Source organism: Conyzicola nivalis (assembly GCF_014639655.1).
Lineage (GTDB): Bacteria > Actinomycetota > Actinomycetes > Actinomycetales > Microbacteriaceae > Conyzicola > Conyzicola nivalis.
Genome location: NZ_BMGB01000001.1, coordinates 1,646,173 through 1,661,483, shown reverse-complemented (window position 1 = coordinate 1,661,483; position 15,311 = coordinate 1,646,173). Strand labels below are relative to the sequence as shown.

The 15,311-nt window shown below is 70.5% G+C and carries 18 protein-coding genes; 14 read left to right on the top strand and 4 right to left on the bottom strand.

Features of this window, described 5'->3' with window-relative positions; translation table 11 throughout:
• Positions 1–107 precede the first annotated feature (107 nt).
• The 4 genes from IEV96_RS08225 to IEV96_RS08210 are packed head-to-tail and all read left to right on the top strand — an operon-like array spanning position 108 to position 3,131.
• On the top strand, positions 108–521 hold the full coding sequence (locus IEV96_RS08225; protein WP_188510149.1) for a TOBE domain-containing protein: 414 nt from the start codon (positions 108–110) through the stop codon (positions 519–521).
• Positions 518–1,288: a molybdate ABC transporter substrate-binding protein gene (gene modA, locus IEV96_RS08220; RefSeq protein WP_188510148.1), complete on the top strand. Its 771-nt coding sequence runs from the start codon at positions 518–520 to the stop codon at positions 1,286–1,288. Before IEV96_RS08225 ends, modA begins: the two co-directional genes overlap by 4 nt.
• Positions 1,289–1,290: 2 nt before the next feature.
• Entirely contained in the window at positions 1,291–2,100 is an 810-nt protein-coding gene (locus IEV96_RS08215; protein ID WP_188510147.1) for an ABC transporter permease, read from the top strand.
• The gene (locus IEV96_RS08210; protein ID WP_188510146.1) at positions 2,097–3,131 is read left to right on the top strand and encodes a sulfate/molybdate ABC transporter ATP-binding protein; all 1,035 of its coding nucleotides are present in this window, start codon (positions 2,097–2,099) and stop codon (positions 3,129–3,131) included. The genes IEV96_RS08215 and IEV96_RS08210 overlap by 4 nt, the downstream gene beginning before the upstream one ends.
• Positions 3,132–3,191: 60 nt before the next feature.
• Here the strand turns inward: IEV96_RS08210 and IEV96_RS08205 are convergent, their stop codons facing one another.
• The gene (locus tag IEV96_RS08205; protein WP_188510145.1) at positions 3,192–3,872 is read right to left on the bottom strand and encodes a YoaK family protein; all 681 of its coding nucleotides are present in this window, start codon (positions 3,870–3,872) and stop codon (positions 3,192–3,194) included.
• Between the two features lie 88 nt (positions 3,873–3,960).
• On the opposite strand from IEV96_RS08205, the gene IEV96_RS08200 reads away from it, so the two are divergent.
• Together IEV96_RS08200 and IEV96_RS08195 are read left to right on the top strand one after the other, a co-directional pair.
• Complete coding sequence (locus IEV96_RS08200; protein WP_188510144.1) at positions 3,961–5,037, top strand: acetamidase/formamidase family protein; 1,077 nt, start codon at positions 3,961–3,963, stop codon at positions 5,035–5,037.
• Positions 5,034–6,584: an AtzH-like domain-containing protein gene (locus IEV96_RS08195; RefSeq protein WP_188510143.1), complete on the top strand. Its 1,551-nt coding sequence runs from the start codon at positions 5,034–5,036 to the stop codon at positions 6,582–6,584. The genes IEV96_RS08200 and IEV96_RS08195 overlap by 4 nt, the downstream gene beginning before the upstream one ends.
• Positions 6,585–6,692: 108 nt before the next feature.
• On the opposite strand, the gene IEV96_RS08190 is transcribed toward IEV96_RS08195, so the two are convergent.
• Positions 6,693–6,842, bottom strand: a complete 150-nt coding sequence (locus IEV96_RS08190) for a hypothetical protein (RefSeq protein WP_188510142.1) — start codon at positions 6,840–6,842, stop codon at positions 6,693–6,695.
• A gap of 93 nt (positions 6,843–6,935) precedes the next feature.
• On the opposite strand from IEV96_RS08190, the gene IEV96_RS08185 reads away from it, so the two are divergent.
• From IEV96_RS08185 to IEV96_RS08160, 6 genes are read left to right on the top strand one after another with little or no spacing between them, the layout of a single operon-like run.
• The gene (locus IEV96_RS08185; RefSeq protein WP_188510141.1) at positions 6,936–8,156 is read left to right on the top strand and encodes a pyridoxal-phosphate-dependent aminotransferase family protein; all 1,221 of its coding nucleotides are present in this window, start codon (positions 6,936–6,938) and stop codon (positions 8,154–8,156) included.
• Between the two features lie 8 nt (positions 8,157–8,164).
• Entirely contained in the window at positions 8,165–9,397 is a 1,233-nt protein-coding gene (locus IEV96_RS08180; RefSeq protein ID WP_188510140.1) for an allantoate amidohydrolase, read from the top strand.
• Complete coding sequence (locus IEV96_RS08175) at positions 9,390–10,187, top strand: MurR/RpiR family transcriptional regulator (RefSeq protein WP_188510139.1); 798 nt, start codon at positions 9,390–9,392, stop codon at positions 10,185–10,187. Before IEV96_RS08180 ends, IEV96_RS08175 begins: the two co-directional genes overlap by 8 nt.
• A gap of 41 nt (positions 10,188–10,228) precedes the next feature.
• Positions 10,229–10,570: a cupin domain-containing protein gene (locus tag IEV96_RS08170; RefSeq protein WP_188510138.1), complete on the top strand. Its 342-nt coding sequence runs from the start codon at positions 10,229–10,231 to the stop codon at positions 10,568–10,570.
• 24 nt (positions 10,571–10,594) lie between these two features.
• Positions 10,595–11,179 carry a DinB family protein gene (locus IEV96_RS08165; protein ID WP_188510137.1) on the top strand — a complete coding sequence of 195 codons (585 nt, stop codon included), beginning with the start codon at positions 10,595–10,597 and terminating at the stop codon, positions 11,177–11,179.
• Positions 11,180–11,219: 40 nt separating this feature from the next.
• Positions 11,220–11,744: a hypothetical protein gene (locus IEV96_RS08160; protein ID WP_188510136.1), complete on the top strand. Its 525-nt coding sequence runs from the start codon at positions 11,220–11,222 to the stop codon at positions 11,742–11,744.
• Positions 11,745–11,891: 147 nt separating this feature from the next.
• Here the strand turns inward: IEV96_RS08160 and IEV96_RS16795 are convergent, their stop codons facing one another.
• On the bottom strand, positions 11,892–13,148 hold the full coding sequence (locus IEV96_RS16795) for a LuxR C-terminal-related transcriptional regulator (RefSeq protein WP_188510135.1): 1,257 nt from the start codon (positions 13,146–13,148) through the stop codon (positions 11,892–11,894).
• 103 nt (positions 13,149–13,251) lie between these two features.
• Here IEV96_RS16795 and hxlB point away from each other — a divergent pair, with 103 nt between their 5' ends.
• Positions 13,252–13,815, top strand: coding sequence for a 6-phospho-3-hexuloisomerase (gene hxlB, locus IEV96_RS08150; protein WP_188510134.1), 564 nt, complete (start codon positions 13,252–13,254; stop codon positions 13,813–13,815).
• 28 nt (positions 13,816–13,843) lie between these two features.
• Positions 13,844–14,467 (top strand): 3-hexulose-6-phosphate synthase, encoded by a 624-nt coding sequence (gene hxlA / locus IEV96_RS08145; protein WP_188510133.1) that lies wholly within the window; start codon positions 13,844–13,846, stop codon positions 14,465–14,467.
• On the opposite strand, the gene IEV96_RS08140 is transcribed toward hxlA, so the two are convergent.
• A complete protein-coding gene (locus IEV96_RS08140) occupies positions 14,468–15,190 on the bottom strand; it encodes an SDR family oxidoreductase (protein WP_188510132.1) in 723 nt (240 codons plus the stop codon).
• Positions 15,191–15,311: the final 121 nt, after the last annotated feature.

Here is a 15,311-nt window from a genome sequence, read left to right as displayed (position 1 = left end):
GGTAACGGGCGAGCAGAGGTTTGACTAGACCTCAATCACTGCTCGATTCGCAGAAACGGGTAATATCAGCTCATTCAGACGCATCTGCGGAAAGAGGGATCGTGGCAGTGACACAGTTTCGCGTCAGCGAGGCCGCGGCCCTGCTCGGCGTAAGCGACGACACCGTTAGGCGCTGGGCCGACGCGGGGCGGATCGAGCTACGCCGCGACGAGGCCGGACCGGCAGTGATCGACGGCGCGCAGGTCGCGGCCCTCGCGCAGGAACTCGCAGCCGAGTCCGCCCTCTCGGCGGCGTTCCCCGCGAGCAAGGCATCCGCGCGCAACCGGCTCACCGGGATCGTGACCCGGGTGACGAAGGACGGCGTGATGGCGCAGGTGGAGCTGCAGGCGGGTGCCTTCCGCATCGTGTCGCTGATGAGCCGGGAGGCCGCCGACGAACTCGGGCTCGAACCCGGTTCCCTCGCGACCGCGAGCGTCAAGGCCACGACCGTCGTCGTCGAACTGCCGGACCACGGCGCATGAGGCGCTCCGCCGGCGTCGCGCTCGCCGCGGTTCTCGCCCTCGCCGGCTGCGCCGCGCAGCCCGCCGAGGCCCCGACCGCCGACGGCTCGCTCTCCGGAACGATCACCGTCTTCGCCGCGGCCTCGCTCACCGGCACCTTCACGGAGCTCGCGAGCGCGTTCGAGGCCGAACACCCCGGCACCGAGGTCGAACTCGCTTTCGCCGGTTCCAGCGACCTGGCGACCCAGATCGCCGAGGGAGCGCCCGCCGACGTCTTCGCCTCGGCCGACACCAGGAACATGGCGAAGGTGACGGATGCGGCCCTGAACGCGGGCGATCCGGTCGACTTCGCGACCAACTCTCTCGAGATCGCCGTGCCGCCCGGCAACCCCGCGGGCATCGCTGGTTTCGCCGATCTGGCCGGCCCCGACGTGAAGGTCGTCGTCTGCGCGCCCGCCGTGCCGTGCGGAGCGGCGACCGTCGCCGTCGCGACCGCCGCCGGGGTCGAGTTGGCGCCGGTGAGCGAGGAGTCGTCGGTCACCGACGTGCTCGGCAAGGTCACGTCGGGCGAGGCCGACGCGGGGCTCGTCTACGTGACCGACGTCCTGGCCGCCGGTGACGCGGTGGAGGGGATCGGGTTCGACGAGGCGGGCGAGGCCGTGAATACCTACCCGATCGTGACGCTCGGCGACTCGGTCGAGCCCGACCTGGCTCGGGCGTTCGTCGACTTCGTGACCGGTGCGGCCGGCCGCACGGTGCTCGCGGCCGCCGGATTCGGCGCACCGTAGCCGTGGTCGAGCAGTCGCGTTACGCGGGAATCCCGCGCTGGGTCGTGGTGGTCGCCGCGATCGGCGCCCTGTTCGTGCTGCTTCCCCTCGCCGCGATGATCACGCGGGTGAACTGGGGGGAGTTCGTGGGGCTCGTCACCTCCGAGTCATCCGTATCGGCTCTTCTGCTCAGTCTGCGCACGTCGCTCGCGGCGACCGCGCTCTGCATCGTGCTCGGCGTGCCGATGGCGCTCGTGCTGGCCCGCTCGCGGTTTCGCGGGCAGAGAATTCTGCGGTCGCTCGTGCTGCTCCCGCTGGTGCTTCCCCCGGTCGTCGGCGGCATCGCGCTGCTCTACACGTTCGGGCGGCGCGGGCTCGTGGGGCAGGCGCTCGACGGGCTCGGCATCTCGATCGCGTTCTCGACGACGGCCGTCGTGCTCGCGCAGACGTTCGTGGCGCTCCCGTTCCTCGTGCTGAGCCTCGAGGGGGCGCTGCGCACGGTCGGCACCCGCTACGAGGCGGTCGGGGCGACGCTGGGCGCCGGGCCGACCACCGTGTTGCGGCGGATCACCCTGCCGCTCGTGCTGCCCGCCCTCGTGTCGGGCGCCGTGCTGTCGTTCGCGCGGGCGCTCGGCGAGTTCGGCGCGACACTGACGTTCGCGGGCAGCCTGCAGGGCACCACCCGCACCCTGCCGCTCGAGATCTACCTGCAGCGCGAGACCTCGCCCGACACGGCGGTGGCGCTGTCGCTGGTGCTCGTGGTGGCCGCCGTCGTGGTCGTCGGCATCGCGCACCGCGCCGGATCGACGCGGTACCTGCGGGGTGCGCTGTGACGTTCGTCTTCGACGCCAGGGTCGCTTCGCGGGGGTTCGACGTGTCGCTCGAGGTGAAGCCGGGCGAGACCGTCGCCGTGCTCGGACCGAACGGCGCCGGCAAGTCGACACTGCTCGACCTTGCCGCGGGCCTGCTGCGTGCCGACTCGGGGCGCGCGGTTCTGGATGACACGGTCTTGTTCGATGCCGTCGGTGGCGGGCGGTTCACGCCGCCGCACGAGCGCGGCGTCTCGTTGCTCGCGCAGCAACCGCTGCTCTTCCCGCACCTCAGCGTGCTGGAGAACGTGGCGTTCGGGCCGCGCAGCTCGGGGGTCTCGCGGCTCGAGTCGCGCGAGACGGCCAGGCACTGGCTCGCCGAGGTGGAGGCGCTCGACCTCGCCGACCGGCGACCCACGCAGCTGTCGGGCGGTCAGGCGCAGCGCATCGCGGTCGCCCGGGCGCTGGCGAGCGACCCCAAGCTGCTGCTGCTCGACGAGCCGCTGGCCGCCCTCGACGTGGCGGTCGCGCCCGCCCTGCGACGGATGCTACGACGTGTGCTCGCCGGCCGCACCGTGCTGATCGTCACCCACGACATCCTCGACGCGTTCACGCTCGCCGACCGGGTCGTCGTGCTCGATCACGGCCGCATCGTGGAGCAGGGCCCCACGCGCGACGTGCTCGAACGCCCGCGCAGCCGGTTCGCGGCGGGACTCGCGGCGCTCAACCTGCTCGTCGGGGTGCGCACGGAACGCGGCATCCGCCTCGACGACGGTGCCGAGATCGCGGGCGCCTCGAGCCTGTCGCCGGGCACTCCCGCGGCGGCCGCGGTGCGCCCCCCGGCGGTGCGCGTCTCGCTCGACGAGCCGGCCGAGGTCAACCGACTGCGCGGCGAAGTGCTCGACGTGGAGCCGCGCGGCGACCTCGTGCGGGTGCGGTCGCGCCACCTCGCGGCCGACGTCGCCCCCGCGGTCGTCGCCGACCTCGATCTGGCGCCCGGCTCGACGGTCTGGTTCGCGTTCGATCCGGCTGCGGTGCAGATCTACGCCGGTTGAGCCTGAACTCGATCCCTGAGCTTGTTGAAGGGGCGCTTCGACGAGCTCAGCGACCGCTCGCTACGGCGTGTGCGGGCGACCCAGGTGCCCGAGCAGCGCGCAGACGAGCGTGATGACCGCCGCGACCGCCATGCCCAGACCGATGTGCACGTTCAGCAGCAGTCCGCCGACGAGCGCGCCGAGTCCGATGAGCAACACGGCGCCGGCGCGGCGCTTCCATGGCTGGCCGTTGCCCTGCCCGAACTTCGAGTCGAAGGCGAGACCCACGAGCGTCGACGTGACCACGACGGTCGTGACATCCTTCACACCGATGTGCCGGGCGGCACCCGCCTGCAGTCCCATCGCGAGACCGAGGGCTCCGGTGACGGCGAGCTTCACCCACTCCGCGGGCTCGTCGATCACGAGCAACGGCACGGCCGCGGCGAGGATCACGATGCCGACGAAGGTGAAGAGCAGCGTGCTGCGTCCGGACCAGCCCGCGGGCACGGGACGCAGCGTGCGTCCGGCGATGAGCGCACCGAGCATGAACAGCACGAGCGCGATGACCGGTCCGACGATCGGCAGGTCGTCGGCGCCCGCGAGGGCCATGCCCAAGATCACGACGTTGCCCGTCATGTTGCCCGTGAACACCCGGTCGAGGCCGAGGTAGCCGACCGCGTCGATCACACCGGTCGAGAAGGTCAGGGCGAGCATCAGCCCGAGGTGCAGTCCGGCCGGGTGTGCCTGCAGTCGCTTCTTCATGTCTCTCCTTGAGAATCGTGCGCCCTCAGAGAGTCGCTAGGGTTTTGACACTACGAGAGTCAAGTATCGAGCAGATTACGGGGACCACTTGTCACACGCACTCCAACCGGGCGAGGGTCACATCGCCAGCGAGGTCTACCTGCCCTCGGATCCGGGCGCGGTGTTCTGGGGTCGCCTTCCGTGCGAGACGGATGAACCGGTCCTGACGATCCCCGACGGCACCGCGGTGACGATCGACACGTTGAGCCACGAGGGCCTGCTCGAAGACCAGGGCAGCGACCCGGTCGCGTTCTTCGGCGGCTTCGGAGTTCCGGCATCGCGGGTGCTCGACGACGCGATCCTGCTCGCCGCGACCCGGGAGCGCGACCCGCAGACCGACGGCCCGCACGTCGTCACCGGACCGATCTTCGTCGAGGGCGCCGAGCCGGGCGACCTGCTCAAGATCACCGTGCTCGAGGCCACGCCCCGCGTGCCCTACGGCATCATCTCGAACCGGCACGGGCGCGGTGCACTGCCGGGCGAATACCCGCAGGGGCCGGACACCGTGAGCGTCTTCGCGGCGGTCGACGGCGAGCTCGGTGCCGCGACGCACGGCACGATGCCCCGCGTCGCGGGCGGCGAGCACTCGGTGCGCTTACCGCTCGCGCCCTTCCTCGGCATCATGGGGGTCGCGGTGGCCGGCGACGAGCGTCCGCACTCTGTTCCCCCGGGAGCGCACGGCGGCAACATCGACATCAACCTGCTCACCGTGGGTTCGACCCTCTACCTGCCCGTGCAGGTGCGCGGTGCGCTCGCCTACGTCGGCGACCCGCACTTCGCCCAGGGCGACGGCGAGGTCTCGCTCACCGCGATGGAGGCCTCGCTGAGGGTGACCCTGCGTTTCGAGGTCGTCACCGCCGCCGAGGCCGAGCTGGCGTTCGGCGCCCTCGTGGGGCCGCTCGCCGAGACATCCGAATACCTCGTTCCGACCGGCATGAGCCCCGACCTCGACGAGGCCGTGCAGAACTGCGTGCGCGCCGCGATCGCCCTGCTGCAGGCGCGGTTCGGCATGGACGCCGCCCACGCCTACGCCTACCTGAGTGCCGCGACCGACTTCAACATCTCGCAGGTCGTCGACCTGGTGAAGGGCGTGCACGCGCGCATCCGGGTCGGGGACTTCGCATGAGCGGGCTCGACGAGACCGCCCCGGCCGGCCTCCTCGAGGCGTTCTGGCAGTACGAGACCGCCCTCATGGCGAACGACCTCGAGGCGCTCGACCGGCTGTTCGCACCCGGAGCCGACACCCTGCGCGGCGACGCGGGAGGCATCCTGGTCGGCCACGACGCGATCAGCGCGTTCCGCAGGGGACGCGGCGGGGCGCCCAAGCGCGAGATCGTCGACGTGCTGGTGCGCGAGATCGCCCCGGATGCCGCGATGGTCATCGCGGTCACGGCTCCCGCGACCGGGGGACGCGGTCAGCAGACCCAGCTCTGGCGCCTGATCGACGGCGCCTGGGCGGTTGAGGTCGCCCACGTGAGCCTGCCCGCGCCCGCGGTGAACCCGACCGTGTGGCGGATCGTCGGAACGCCGCTCGTCGCCGGGGCCGACGTTCCCGAGCTGGCGAGCCAGACGATCGCCGTGAAAGACCTGTTCGACGTGGCCGGCTACGCCACCGGAGGGGGAGTGCCCGCCTATCTGGCCGAAGCCGCGCCCGCGACGCGCACCGCGCCCGCCGTGGCCGCGCTGCTGGCGAGCGGCGCCGACGTCACCGGAATCGCGCGAACCGACGAGTTCGCGTACAGCATCGCGGGCAAGAACCCGCACTACGGGACCCCGCCCAACGGCGCGGTGATCGGGGCGATCCCCGGCGGTTCCTCGAGCGGTCCGGCCTCGGCGGTCGCGCTCGGGCAGGCGTCGATCGGTCTCGGCACCGATACCGGCGGATCGTTGCGCGTGCCCGCCTCGTACCAGGGTCTGTGGGGACTCCGCACGACCCACGGCGCCGTGAGCGTGGAAGGCCTGCTGCCGCTCGCACCCAGTTTCGACACCGTCGGCTGGCTCACCCGGGAGGCGTGGCTGATGCGCGCCGTTGCCACCACGTCGCTCGACCTCGGGCAGCAAGTGCTGCCCCCGGCCAATCGGTTCGCCGTGTCATCCGCCCTCACCGCGCAGGCGTCGCCCGGCGTGCGCGCCGCATTCGACGACGCCATCGCCCGCCTGGGCGACGCGGGAGTCGTCGACGACCTCGTCGACGTCGACCTCGGCGACATCGACGCGCTGTTCGAGACGTTCCGCACCGTGCAGGGCGCCGAGGCGTGGGCGACCCACGGAGCGTGGATCGAAAAGCACCCGGGCGCGCTCGGTGCGGACATCGCTGCCCGGTTCGCCTGGGCGTCGACGATCTCCTCGGAAGCCGAGGCCCGCGCCCGGGTCGCGCTCGCCGCCGCACGCCTCGAGATCGAGCGCGTTCTCGACGGGCGCACCCTGCTGCTGCCGTCGGCGTCGTCGGTCGCGCCGTCGACGACCGCGGATGCCGCGGCCAACGAGATCACGCGGGCGAGCACCCTGCGGCTCACGTGTGTCGCCGGCATCACGGGGCGTCCCGCGCTGTCGGTTCCCGCGCTGACCGTCGACGGCGCCCCCGTCGGGTTGTGCGTCGTGGGGCCCCGCTTCGGCGACCTCGGCACGGTGATCACGGGGGCGAAGCTGCACGGCGAGCTGGTCGACCGGTAGTCGCGCGCGTTCGCAACTCAGGCAGAACCGCGCGCGCGTCCACAGGCGCCCGCGCGAACACTGCGGACGCCCACGAACCCGCGGAATTCTGCCTGAGTTACGCGTCGATCAGCCGAGCGACCGCAGATCGCGCCGGTCACCGAGGTACTCCTCGAACGACGACAGCGCGAGTTCGGCGACGGTGAGTCCGCGGCTGCGCGCCTCGTCGAGGGCTTCCTCGGCGAGGTCGTCGGGGAGTTCGAACTGAACGAAGGCCATGCGGGCAAGCCTACGAGGGTTCAGGTTTTACCCCACTGAAACACGCGTTCCAGTAGCCTGAGACTCTGGAACAACTGATTCACGGGAGCGCGCATGGCATTCGATCCGATCAACCCCCCGCAGCGGCTGCTCATGGGCCCCGGTCCGATCAACGCCGACCCGCGCGTGCTGCGCGCCATGAGCGCCCAGCTGGTCGGCCAGTACGACCCGGCGATGACCGAGTACATGAACGAGACCATGGAGCTGTACCGCGGCGTTTTCCGCACGCGCAACCGCGCCACGCTGCTCGTCGACGGCACGAGCCGCGCCGGCATCGAGGCCGCTCTCGTGTCGCTCATCGAGCCGGGCGACCGGGTGCTCGTGCCGATCTTCGGCCGCTTCGGCCACCTGCTGCGCGAGATCGCCGAGCGCTGCGGCGCCGAGGTGCACGTGATCGAGACCGAGTGGGGCACCGTGTTCACGCCCGAGCAGATCGCCGCCGCCATCGCCGAGACCCGCCCCAAGCTGCTCGCGATCGTGCACGGCGACACCTCCACAACGCTCGCCCAGCCGCTCGCCGAGATCGGCGCTCTGTGCGAGAAGAACGGGGTGATCCTGTACACGGATGCCACGGCCAGCCTCGGCGGCAATGACTTCGAGACCGACCGCTGGGGCATCGACGTCGCCACGGCCGGGCTGCAGAAATGCCTCGGCGGCCCGTCGGGCAGCGCACCGATCACCCTGTCGGAGCGCGCAGTCGAGCTGGTCAACTCGCGCAAGAGCATCGAGGCCGGAATCCGCGCCGACGGCGACGCCGTGTCGGCGAGCCCGATCCGCAGCAACTACTTCGACCTCAGCCAGATCCTCGACTACTGGGGCCCCAAACGTCTCAACCACCACACCGAGGCGACCACGGCGCTCTACGGCGCCCGGGAGTGCGCGCGCCTGCTCGTCAACGAGGGGCTGCCCGAGGCGATCGACCGGCACCGCCTGCACGGCACCGCCATGGCGACCGGGCTGAAGGCGCTAGGCCTCGAACTGTTCGGCGACCAGAAGTACAAGATGAACAACGTCGTCGGGGTGCTCATCCCCGACGGCATCGACGGCGACGGCGCCCGCTCGGCGATGCTGAACGACTACGGCATCGAGATCGGCACGAGTTTCGGACCGCTGCACGGCAAGGTCTGGCGCATCGGCACGATGGGCTACAACGCCCGCCGCGACACCGTGCTCACCACGCTCGCCGCGCTGGAACAGGTGCTGCGCCGTGGCGGCTTCGGCGTGACGGCCGGCAGCGGCGCCGGTGCCGCGCTCGACTACTACCACTCGGCCTAGGAGGCATCATGAGCGAGACGCAAGCCCAACTGCTGCTCGACCGCTGCGACGAGCTCGCCGCCATCTCGAGCCGGCCCGACGTACTCGAACGCGTGCACCTCTCGCCCGAGCACCGCGCCGCCAACGACCTGGTCGCCGGGTGGATGCGCGAGGCCGGGCTCAAGACCTGGCAGGACGCGGCGGGAAACCAGTGCGGCCGTCTCGAGGGGCGCGAGCCCGACCTGCCCGCGCTGCTGTTGGGGAGCCACATCGATACCGTGCCCGATGCCGGCCGGTACGACGGCATGCTCGGGGTGTTGCTGGCGATCCAGGTCGTGAGCCGCATCCGCGATTCTGGAATCGAACTGCCCTTCGCCCTCGAGGTCGTCGCGTTCAGCGACGAGGAGGGAACCCGTTTCGGCACCGCGCTCATCGGCAGTCGCGCGCTCGCCGGGACCTGGCACGACGACTGGTGGAACCTCACCGACAAGAACGGCATCACCCTGTTCGAGGCGTTCCAGGACTTCGGGCTCGACCCGGCACGGCTGCCGGGCGCGTTCCGCCGACCGGAAGAGCTGGTCGGCTACCTCGAGGCCCACATCGAGCAGGGGCCGATCCTCGACGACGCCGACCGCCGGCTCGCCGTCGTGTCATCGATCGCGGGGGCCCGCCGCTTCGCGCTCACCGTGACGGGCAAGGCCGGCCACGCGGGCGGCACCCCGTTCGACCGGCGCCGTGACGCGCTCGTGGGGGCGAGCGAGCTCGTCGTCGCGATCGAGCGCATCTCGAAGGAGCGCGATGTCATCGGCACCGTCGGTCGGCTGCAGGCTTTTCCTGGCGGGGTGAACGTGATTCCCGGCCTGGTCGAGCTGAGTCTCGACCTGCGGGCCGAGTTCGACGAAGACAGGGACGAGAGCATCCGGCTCATCACCGAGGCGGCGCACGAGATCTGCGAACGACGTGGACTCGCCTTCCATTCGACCGAGATCTACCGCGCCGACGCCGTGCGCTGCGACCTGGGGTTGCAGGAGGCGATCACGGCCGGCATCCGCGCCAGCGGTGACCAGCACCCGCTGTCGATCTGGAGCCGCGCCGGACACGACGGCATGGCGGTCGTCGCCGTCACGCCCGTCGCCATGCTGTTTCTGCGCTGCAAGGGAGGCATCAGCCATCACCCCGACGAGGCGGTGAAGAAGGCGGATGTCGCGGCAGCACTCACCGCGTACGAGGCCGCCGTGCGCGAGCTCGTGAACCGTGGCTGACCTCGCCGCACGCATCGAAGCCGGGTACGGCTACCTGTCGCCACAGGAGCAGCGGGCCGCGGACTTCCTACGGGAACACATCGCCGACCTCGCCGTCTACAACTCCACCGAGGTCGCCCGGCTCAGCGGCGTCTCCAAAGCCACGGTCAGCAGGCTCTACCGGCGTCTCGGGTTCGAGAACGCCGAGGCGCTGCGCGAGCACGTCCGGGGCCTGCGCGCCTCGGGCACCCCGCTCGCGAGCGATGCGACCACGAGTCACTCCGAACATCTCGACCGGGAGCTCGCCAACCTGCGCTCCGCCCTGGCCGGTCTCGATCTCGCGCCGGCCGCCTCGCTCATCGCGGGCGCGCGCCGGGTGCTGGTCGTCGGGTTCCGCAACAGCTACCCGATGGCGCTGCACCTGCGGCAGCAGTTGGCGCAGGCCAGGGAGGGCGTGCAGCTCGCCCCGCTGCCCGGTCAGTCCATCGGCGAGGAACTGGCCGCCCTCGGCGCCGACGACGTCGTGGTGCTGGTCGGGTTCCGGCGCAGGCCGCGCGGGTTCGCGCGGGTGCTGGCGCTCGTCGAGTCATCCGAGGCTCGAAGCGTGCTGCTCACCGACGCACCACGGCTGGGTGCCGACGTCGTGATCGAGTGCCCGGTCGACAGCGTCACCGCCTTCGACAGTTACGCCGCGGCGGCGAGTGTTATCAGCCTCCTCGCGGCCGCCGTGCTCGCGGCGGACCTGGCCGCCGGACGATCCCGCATCGCGGCCATCGGCGACGCCTACCGCGAGCTCGACGAGCTGGAATGACCTCTTCCGCTCGTCGGTCCGGCGCGCGTACAGTCGCCGGCATGACCGACGACGATCCGATTCTGACGAACCCCGACCACTACCGGCTGATGTGGGAGAACGACTTCGTGCGGGTGCTCGAGTACACCGACGAGCCCGGCACCCGCACCACGCCGCACGACCATCCGAACAGTGTCATGGTCACCCTCAGCGCCTTCCAACGCCGGCTCTCGGCGGGCGGGCGGGAGTTCGAGACCGCACTGCCCTCGGGCGCCGCCGTCTGGCTGCCCGCACAGAAACACTCCGGCGAGAACATCGGCGAGACGCCCACCCACACGGTGCTGATCGAGCTGAAGGGCGAGGCCGCGGGGTCGCCGGGCGACAGTGTGCTGGGCCCGCGCTAGCGTCAGATCTGCCAGTCTGGGTCGATGACCGATCCCGACGAGAAGTCCGTTCTGCTGCGCTACCTGCAGGAGGGCCGCGACGCCCTCCTCTGGAAGCTGGAGGGCCTGTCGGAGTACGACGTCCGCCGCCCGCTCGTACCCACCGGCACCAACCTGCTCGGTCTGGTCAAACACGTCGCGAGCACCGAGGCCGGCTACCTCGGCGACGTCTTCGGTCGCCCCTTCGCCGAGGCGCTGCCCTGGCTCGCCGAGGATGCCGAGCCCAACGCCGACATGTGGGCGACGCCCGAAGAGAGCCGGGACGACATCGTCGCCCTCTACAAGCGGGTCTGGAAGAGTTCGGATAACACGGTCGCCGCCCTCTCGCTGGATGCGCCCGGCGTGGTTCCGTGGTGGCGGGAGGAGACGCGCGATGTCACGCTGCAGCAAATCCTCGTACACATGATCGCGGAGACCCACCGTCACGCCGGCCACGCCGACATCGTGCGCGAGCTCATCGACGGCGCCGCCGGACTGCGCGCGAACAACAGCAACCTGCCCGAGGCCGAGCGGGAGTGGTGGGACGGCTACCGCGCCCGCCTCGAGGCTGTCGCGCGCGACGCGCGGTAACGGGATGTCGTTTCATCGGCGGCACCTCTACGCGTTCTGGTTGGTGCTCGGTACCAGCCAGCTGTTTCCGGTTCTCATCTTCGTCGCGCTGTTCATTGCCGAACCCGAGATGCGGGTCTTCATCACTGGCGGACTGCTCGCCCTTCTCGGCTTCATAGCCGCGCTGATCATCCTGGTGACTCGCGCAGATCGTGTCGGCGAGGCGGCCCGCCAAGCGTCTCCGGGTGCTGTCGTGTTCGGTGCGTACAACTATCCGGGAGCACTCGTGCACGTCGGCGACTACATGGCCCCGGGTGCGGAAATCGCTCGCGGTCTCACGCTCATCGTTGTGGCGGACGAGGACGGCATTCGCTATCTGACACCGGGAAAGTCTCCCCGGACGTTCGTGCGTGTGCCGTGGTCGGATGTCGACCATGTCGCGGAGGTAGGCGGCGAACTGGCCGTGAGGCTGGCGAGCGGCGACGTGCAGTACATCGTTCCCGGGGCTCGCGTGCCAATGAGCAAACGGCGGGTGCGCGCGATTGCCGCGCAGCTATCTGCTCTCCAGCCGCAGCGGCAGCTCTGAATTCCGTATGCCACCTTTTCGTGGCATAGCGAAAAAGAAAAGGGTTTCGAAAATCTAGGTTCAGTTCGTGCTGAATATCAACGCGAACTGAAACGCGGTTTTCGCGAAGGTGGGTTTCGGTTTCGATACGGTCGCTTCGCGACCTTCTCAACCAGCCGAGTTGGCGACCAGAGCCAGGAGCTGCGCCCGCGACGTGGTGCCGGTCTTGTGCAGCAGGTTCGCGACGTGGAACTTCACGGTGTTCTCGCTGATCGTGAGCGCCGTCCCGATCGCGCGGTTGCGTGCGCCCTCGGCCAACAGCGTCAACACCTCGCGTTCGCGGGGGGTGAGCTGGCCGACCTCCGCGACGTTGAGCGCGGGGGACGCGGCATCCAGCGGCAGAACGATCTGCAACTGCGAGCCCCAGCCGGCAGTTCCGGCGACCGTGAAGCTGCCGTCGAGCACCGCCACGCGCGCGGCGAGCGGGCCGAGACCGGGGGTTTCGGCGGTCAGGTCACCCGCACCGTTGTCGCGGACGTCGACGAGCAGGTTCGAGCCGTCGCAGTCCCACTGGATGCGCACCCGGTCGACCCCGTCGGCGTCGCTGAGGGCGAGCACCGCGCCGCGCACCACCGCGCGGGCCGCGTGGGCGACCTCGCCGGGCAGCGGGCGTCCGGTCGGGGGCGGCGGCACGAACTCCACGTCGAGGCCGCCGTGCCGCACGAGCGGCGCGAGGTCGTCGCGCAGGCGCTCGAACGCGCTGTGTACGGGCTCCTCGGCGAGCAGCCGGTCGCGGTCCGACACGGCTCGGAGCGAAACCATGGCGCCCGCCGCGATGTCGGTGGCGCGCTGCCTCGCGGCCGCGTCGCCGTGCTGGGGTGAGCGCAGCACGACGAGAAGCGACTCGAGCGCGGTCGCGTGGGCGTCGGTCAGGTCGGCAATGAGGCTCGCCCGCTCGCGCGACGCGGAACGCGAGTCGGCGAGGTAGGCGGGCGACGCCGTGGCCACCTGCTGGCGGATACTCAGGGCCACGAGCTGCCAGATGCGCGCGATGCGATCCGACGTGTCATCCGCGATTTCGGCCCCGTCGACGTCGACCAGTACCAGGATCGCCGCCGTGTCCGCGGTGAACACGACCACCGGATGCGCCCCGCCGGCGACCGTCGCATCCTCGAAGCGCGCGGGCTGCAGGCCTGCTGCCCGGCCGCGCAGCTCGTCGAGCTCGGCGATCGTGACGTGTTCCACGATTCGCGCCGCGCCCGCCTTCTTCTGCGGTCGGCCGGTGCAGTCCTCGGTGAAGATCACGAGCGCCTCGTGCGGCACCATCGGGCGCAGCAGGTCGGAGAGTGCCGCGGCGATGCCGAGCAGGGACTGCGAGATGACCCCGCGCACGTCGTCGAGCAGGTCGTCGGTGGGGGAAGGCATACCCCCGACGGTACGTGCCGGGGATGTGTCCCACCCGAACGGGTAGGGAAGACCGCTCGATGGGTGGGCGGGGTGCGACGGGGACCGGGCGCAGGCTGGAGCCATGCCAGTGAAAACCGCCCTCGCCCTGATCGCCGCCGAGAACGCGACCGCCGTGCGCGCACTGACGGCTGAAGGCTCGACCGCCCTCGACGACGCGGCGGCGCAGATCCGCGACGCCGAGCGGGTGTTCCTGCTGGGCGCCGGGCGCTCGGGCATCGCCTTGCAGTTCACCGCGATGCGGTTGATGCACCTCGGCCTCACCGTGCACGTGGTCGGCGAAGTCACGGCTCCCGCCATCGGCGAGGGGGATGTGCTCGTGGTCGCGAGCGGCTCCGGCTCGACCACCGGAATCGTGCGCGCGGCGCAGACCGCCGTCGACGTGCAAGCCGGTGTCGTCGCGATCACCGCCGACGCGTCATCCGAACTCGCGAAGCTCGCGACCGTCACGATCCTCGTCGAGGCGGCCCGCAAGCTCGACCGCGACAGCACGGTCAGCGTGCAGTACGCCGGCGGCCTCTTCGAACAGACCGTCGTGACGATCGGAGACGCGCTGTTCCACTCGCTCTGGCAGCAGAGCGGACTCAGCGCCGACGACCTCTGGCCGCGGCACTCGAATCTCGAATAGACCCCACCCCAAGAGAAAGAAGAACCCCGTGAAGCTTCAAGTAGCAATGGACGTACTGACTACCGACGACGCGCTGGCCCTCGCCGGCAAGGTCGCCGCCCACGTCGACATCATCGAGCTCGGCACGCCGCTCATCAAGGCCGCCGGCCTCTCGGCCGTCACCGCGATCAAGTCCGCCCACCCCGACAAGATCGTGTTCGCCGACCTCAAGACCATGGATGCCGGAGAGCTCGAGGCCGACATCGCGTTCACGGCCGGTGCCGACCTGGTCACCGTCCTGGGCGTCGCCGGCGACAGCACGATCGTCGGAGCGGTCAAGGCCGCCGAGAAGCACGGCAAGGGCATCGTCGTCGACCTCATCGGCGTCGCCGACAAGTCCGCCCGCGCCCGCGAGGTGATCGCCCTCGGCGCCCAGTTCGTCGAGATGCACGCCGGACTCGACGAGCAGGCCGAGGACGGATTCACCTTCCAGACCCTGCTCACCGACGGTTCCGAGTCGGGCGTGGACTTCTCGGTCGCCGGCGGGGTCAACGTCTCGACGATCGCCGCCGTGCAGGCAGCCGGCGCGACCGTCGCCGTGGCCGGCGGCGCGATCTACAGCGCCACCGACCCGGGTGCCGCGGCGGCCGAGCTGCGCGCCGCGATCGTCTAGCTACGCGCCGAGGATCTCGGTCATCTGCTTGTAGAACGCGGCCGGGTCGCCCGCGAGGGACGCCTTGACCATGGCGCTCCAGTCGTCGACGACGACCTCGATCGAACCCGAGGCCAAGCCGTCGAGGGTTGCGCGCGCCACGTCCCGGGGGTCGATCTTCGGTCCGTCGTACTCCGCCATGATGTCGGTGTCGGCGGCGCCGAGGTGGACCCCCTGGACGAGCGTGCCCTGGGCCGCGAGCTCGAGGCGCACGCCGTTGGTCATGTTCCACTCGGCGGCCTTCGCCGCGGCGTAGGCGCCGGCGCCGGGGGCGGCGAACCACGACAACGCCGACAGCACATTGACGATCGCGCCGCCGCCGTTCGCCTTCAGCACCGGGGCGAACGCGCGGATGGTGCCGAGCGTGCCCCAGAAGTGGGTGTCCATTTCGCGGCGCGCATCAGTGAGGTCGCCCGTGACGAGGAGGGCGCCGGTCGAGATGCCCGCGTTGTTGACGAGCAGCGTCACGTCGCTCGCGGTTGCCGCGGCGGCGGCGATGGACTCGTTGTCCAACAGGTCCAGCTGCAGCGGAATGACCCGGCTGTCGTCGAAGCCAAGCGACTCGGGGCGGCGGGCCGTGGCGTAGACCTTGGTGGCCCCGCGCTCGAGGAGTTCGAGCACGAACTGCTTTCCGATGCCGCGATTTGCTCCGGTGACGAGAACGATCTGGTCGGTGATGTTCATGGCTGGCGTGCTTTCTTTCGGGTGTGGAACGGGTCGGTCGCGACCCAACGTCGGCTACGCTATAACTTGACATTGACGTTAAGGGCAAGTAATCGAGCACAAAGAATTGGAAGTCGGGCGC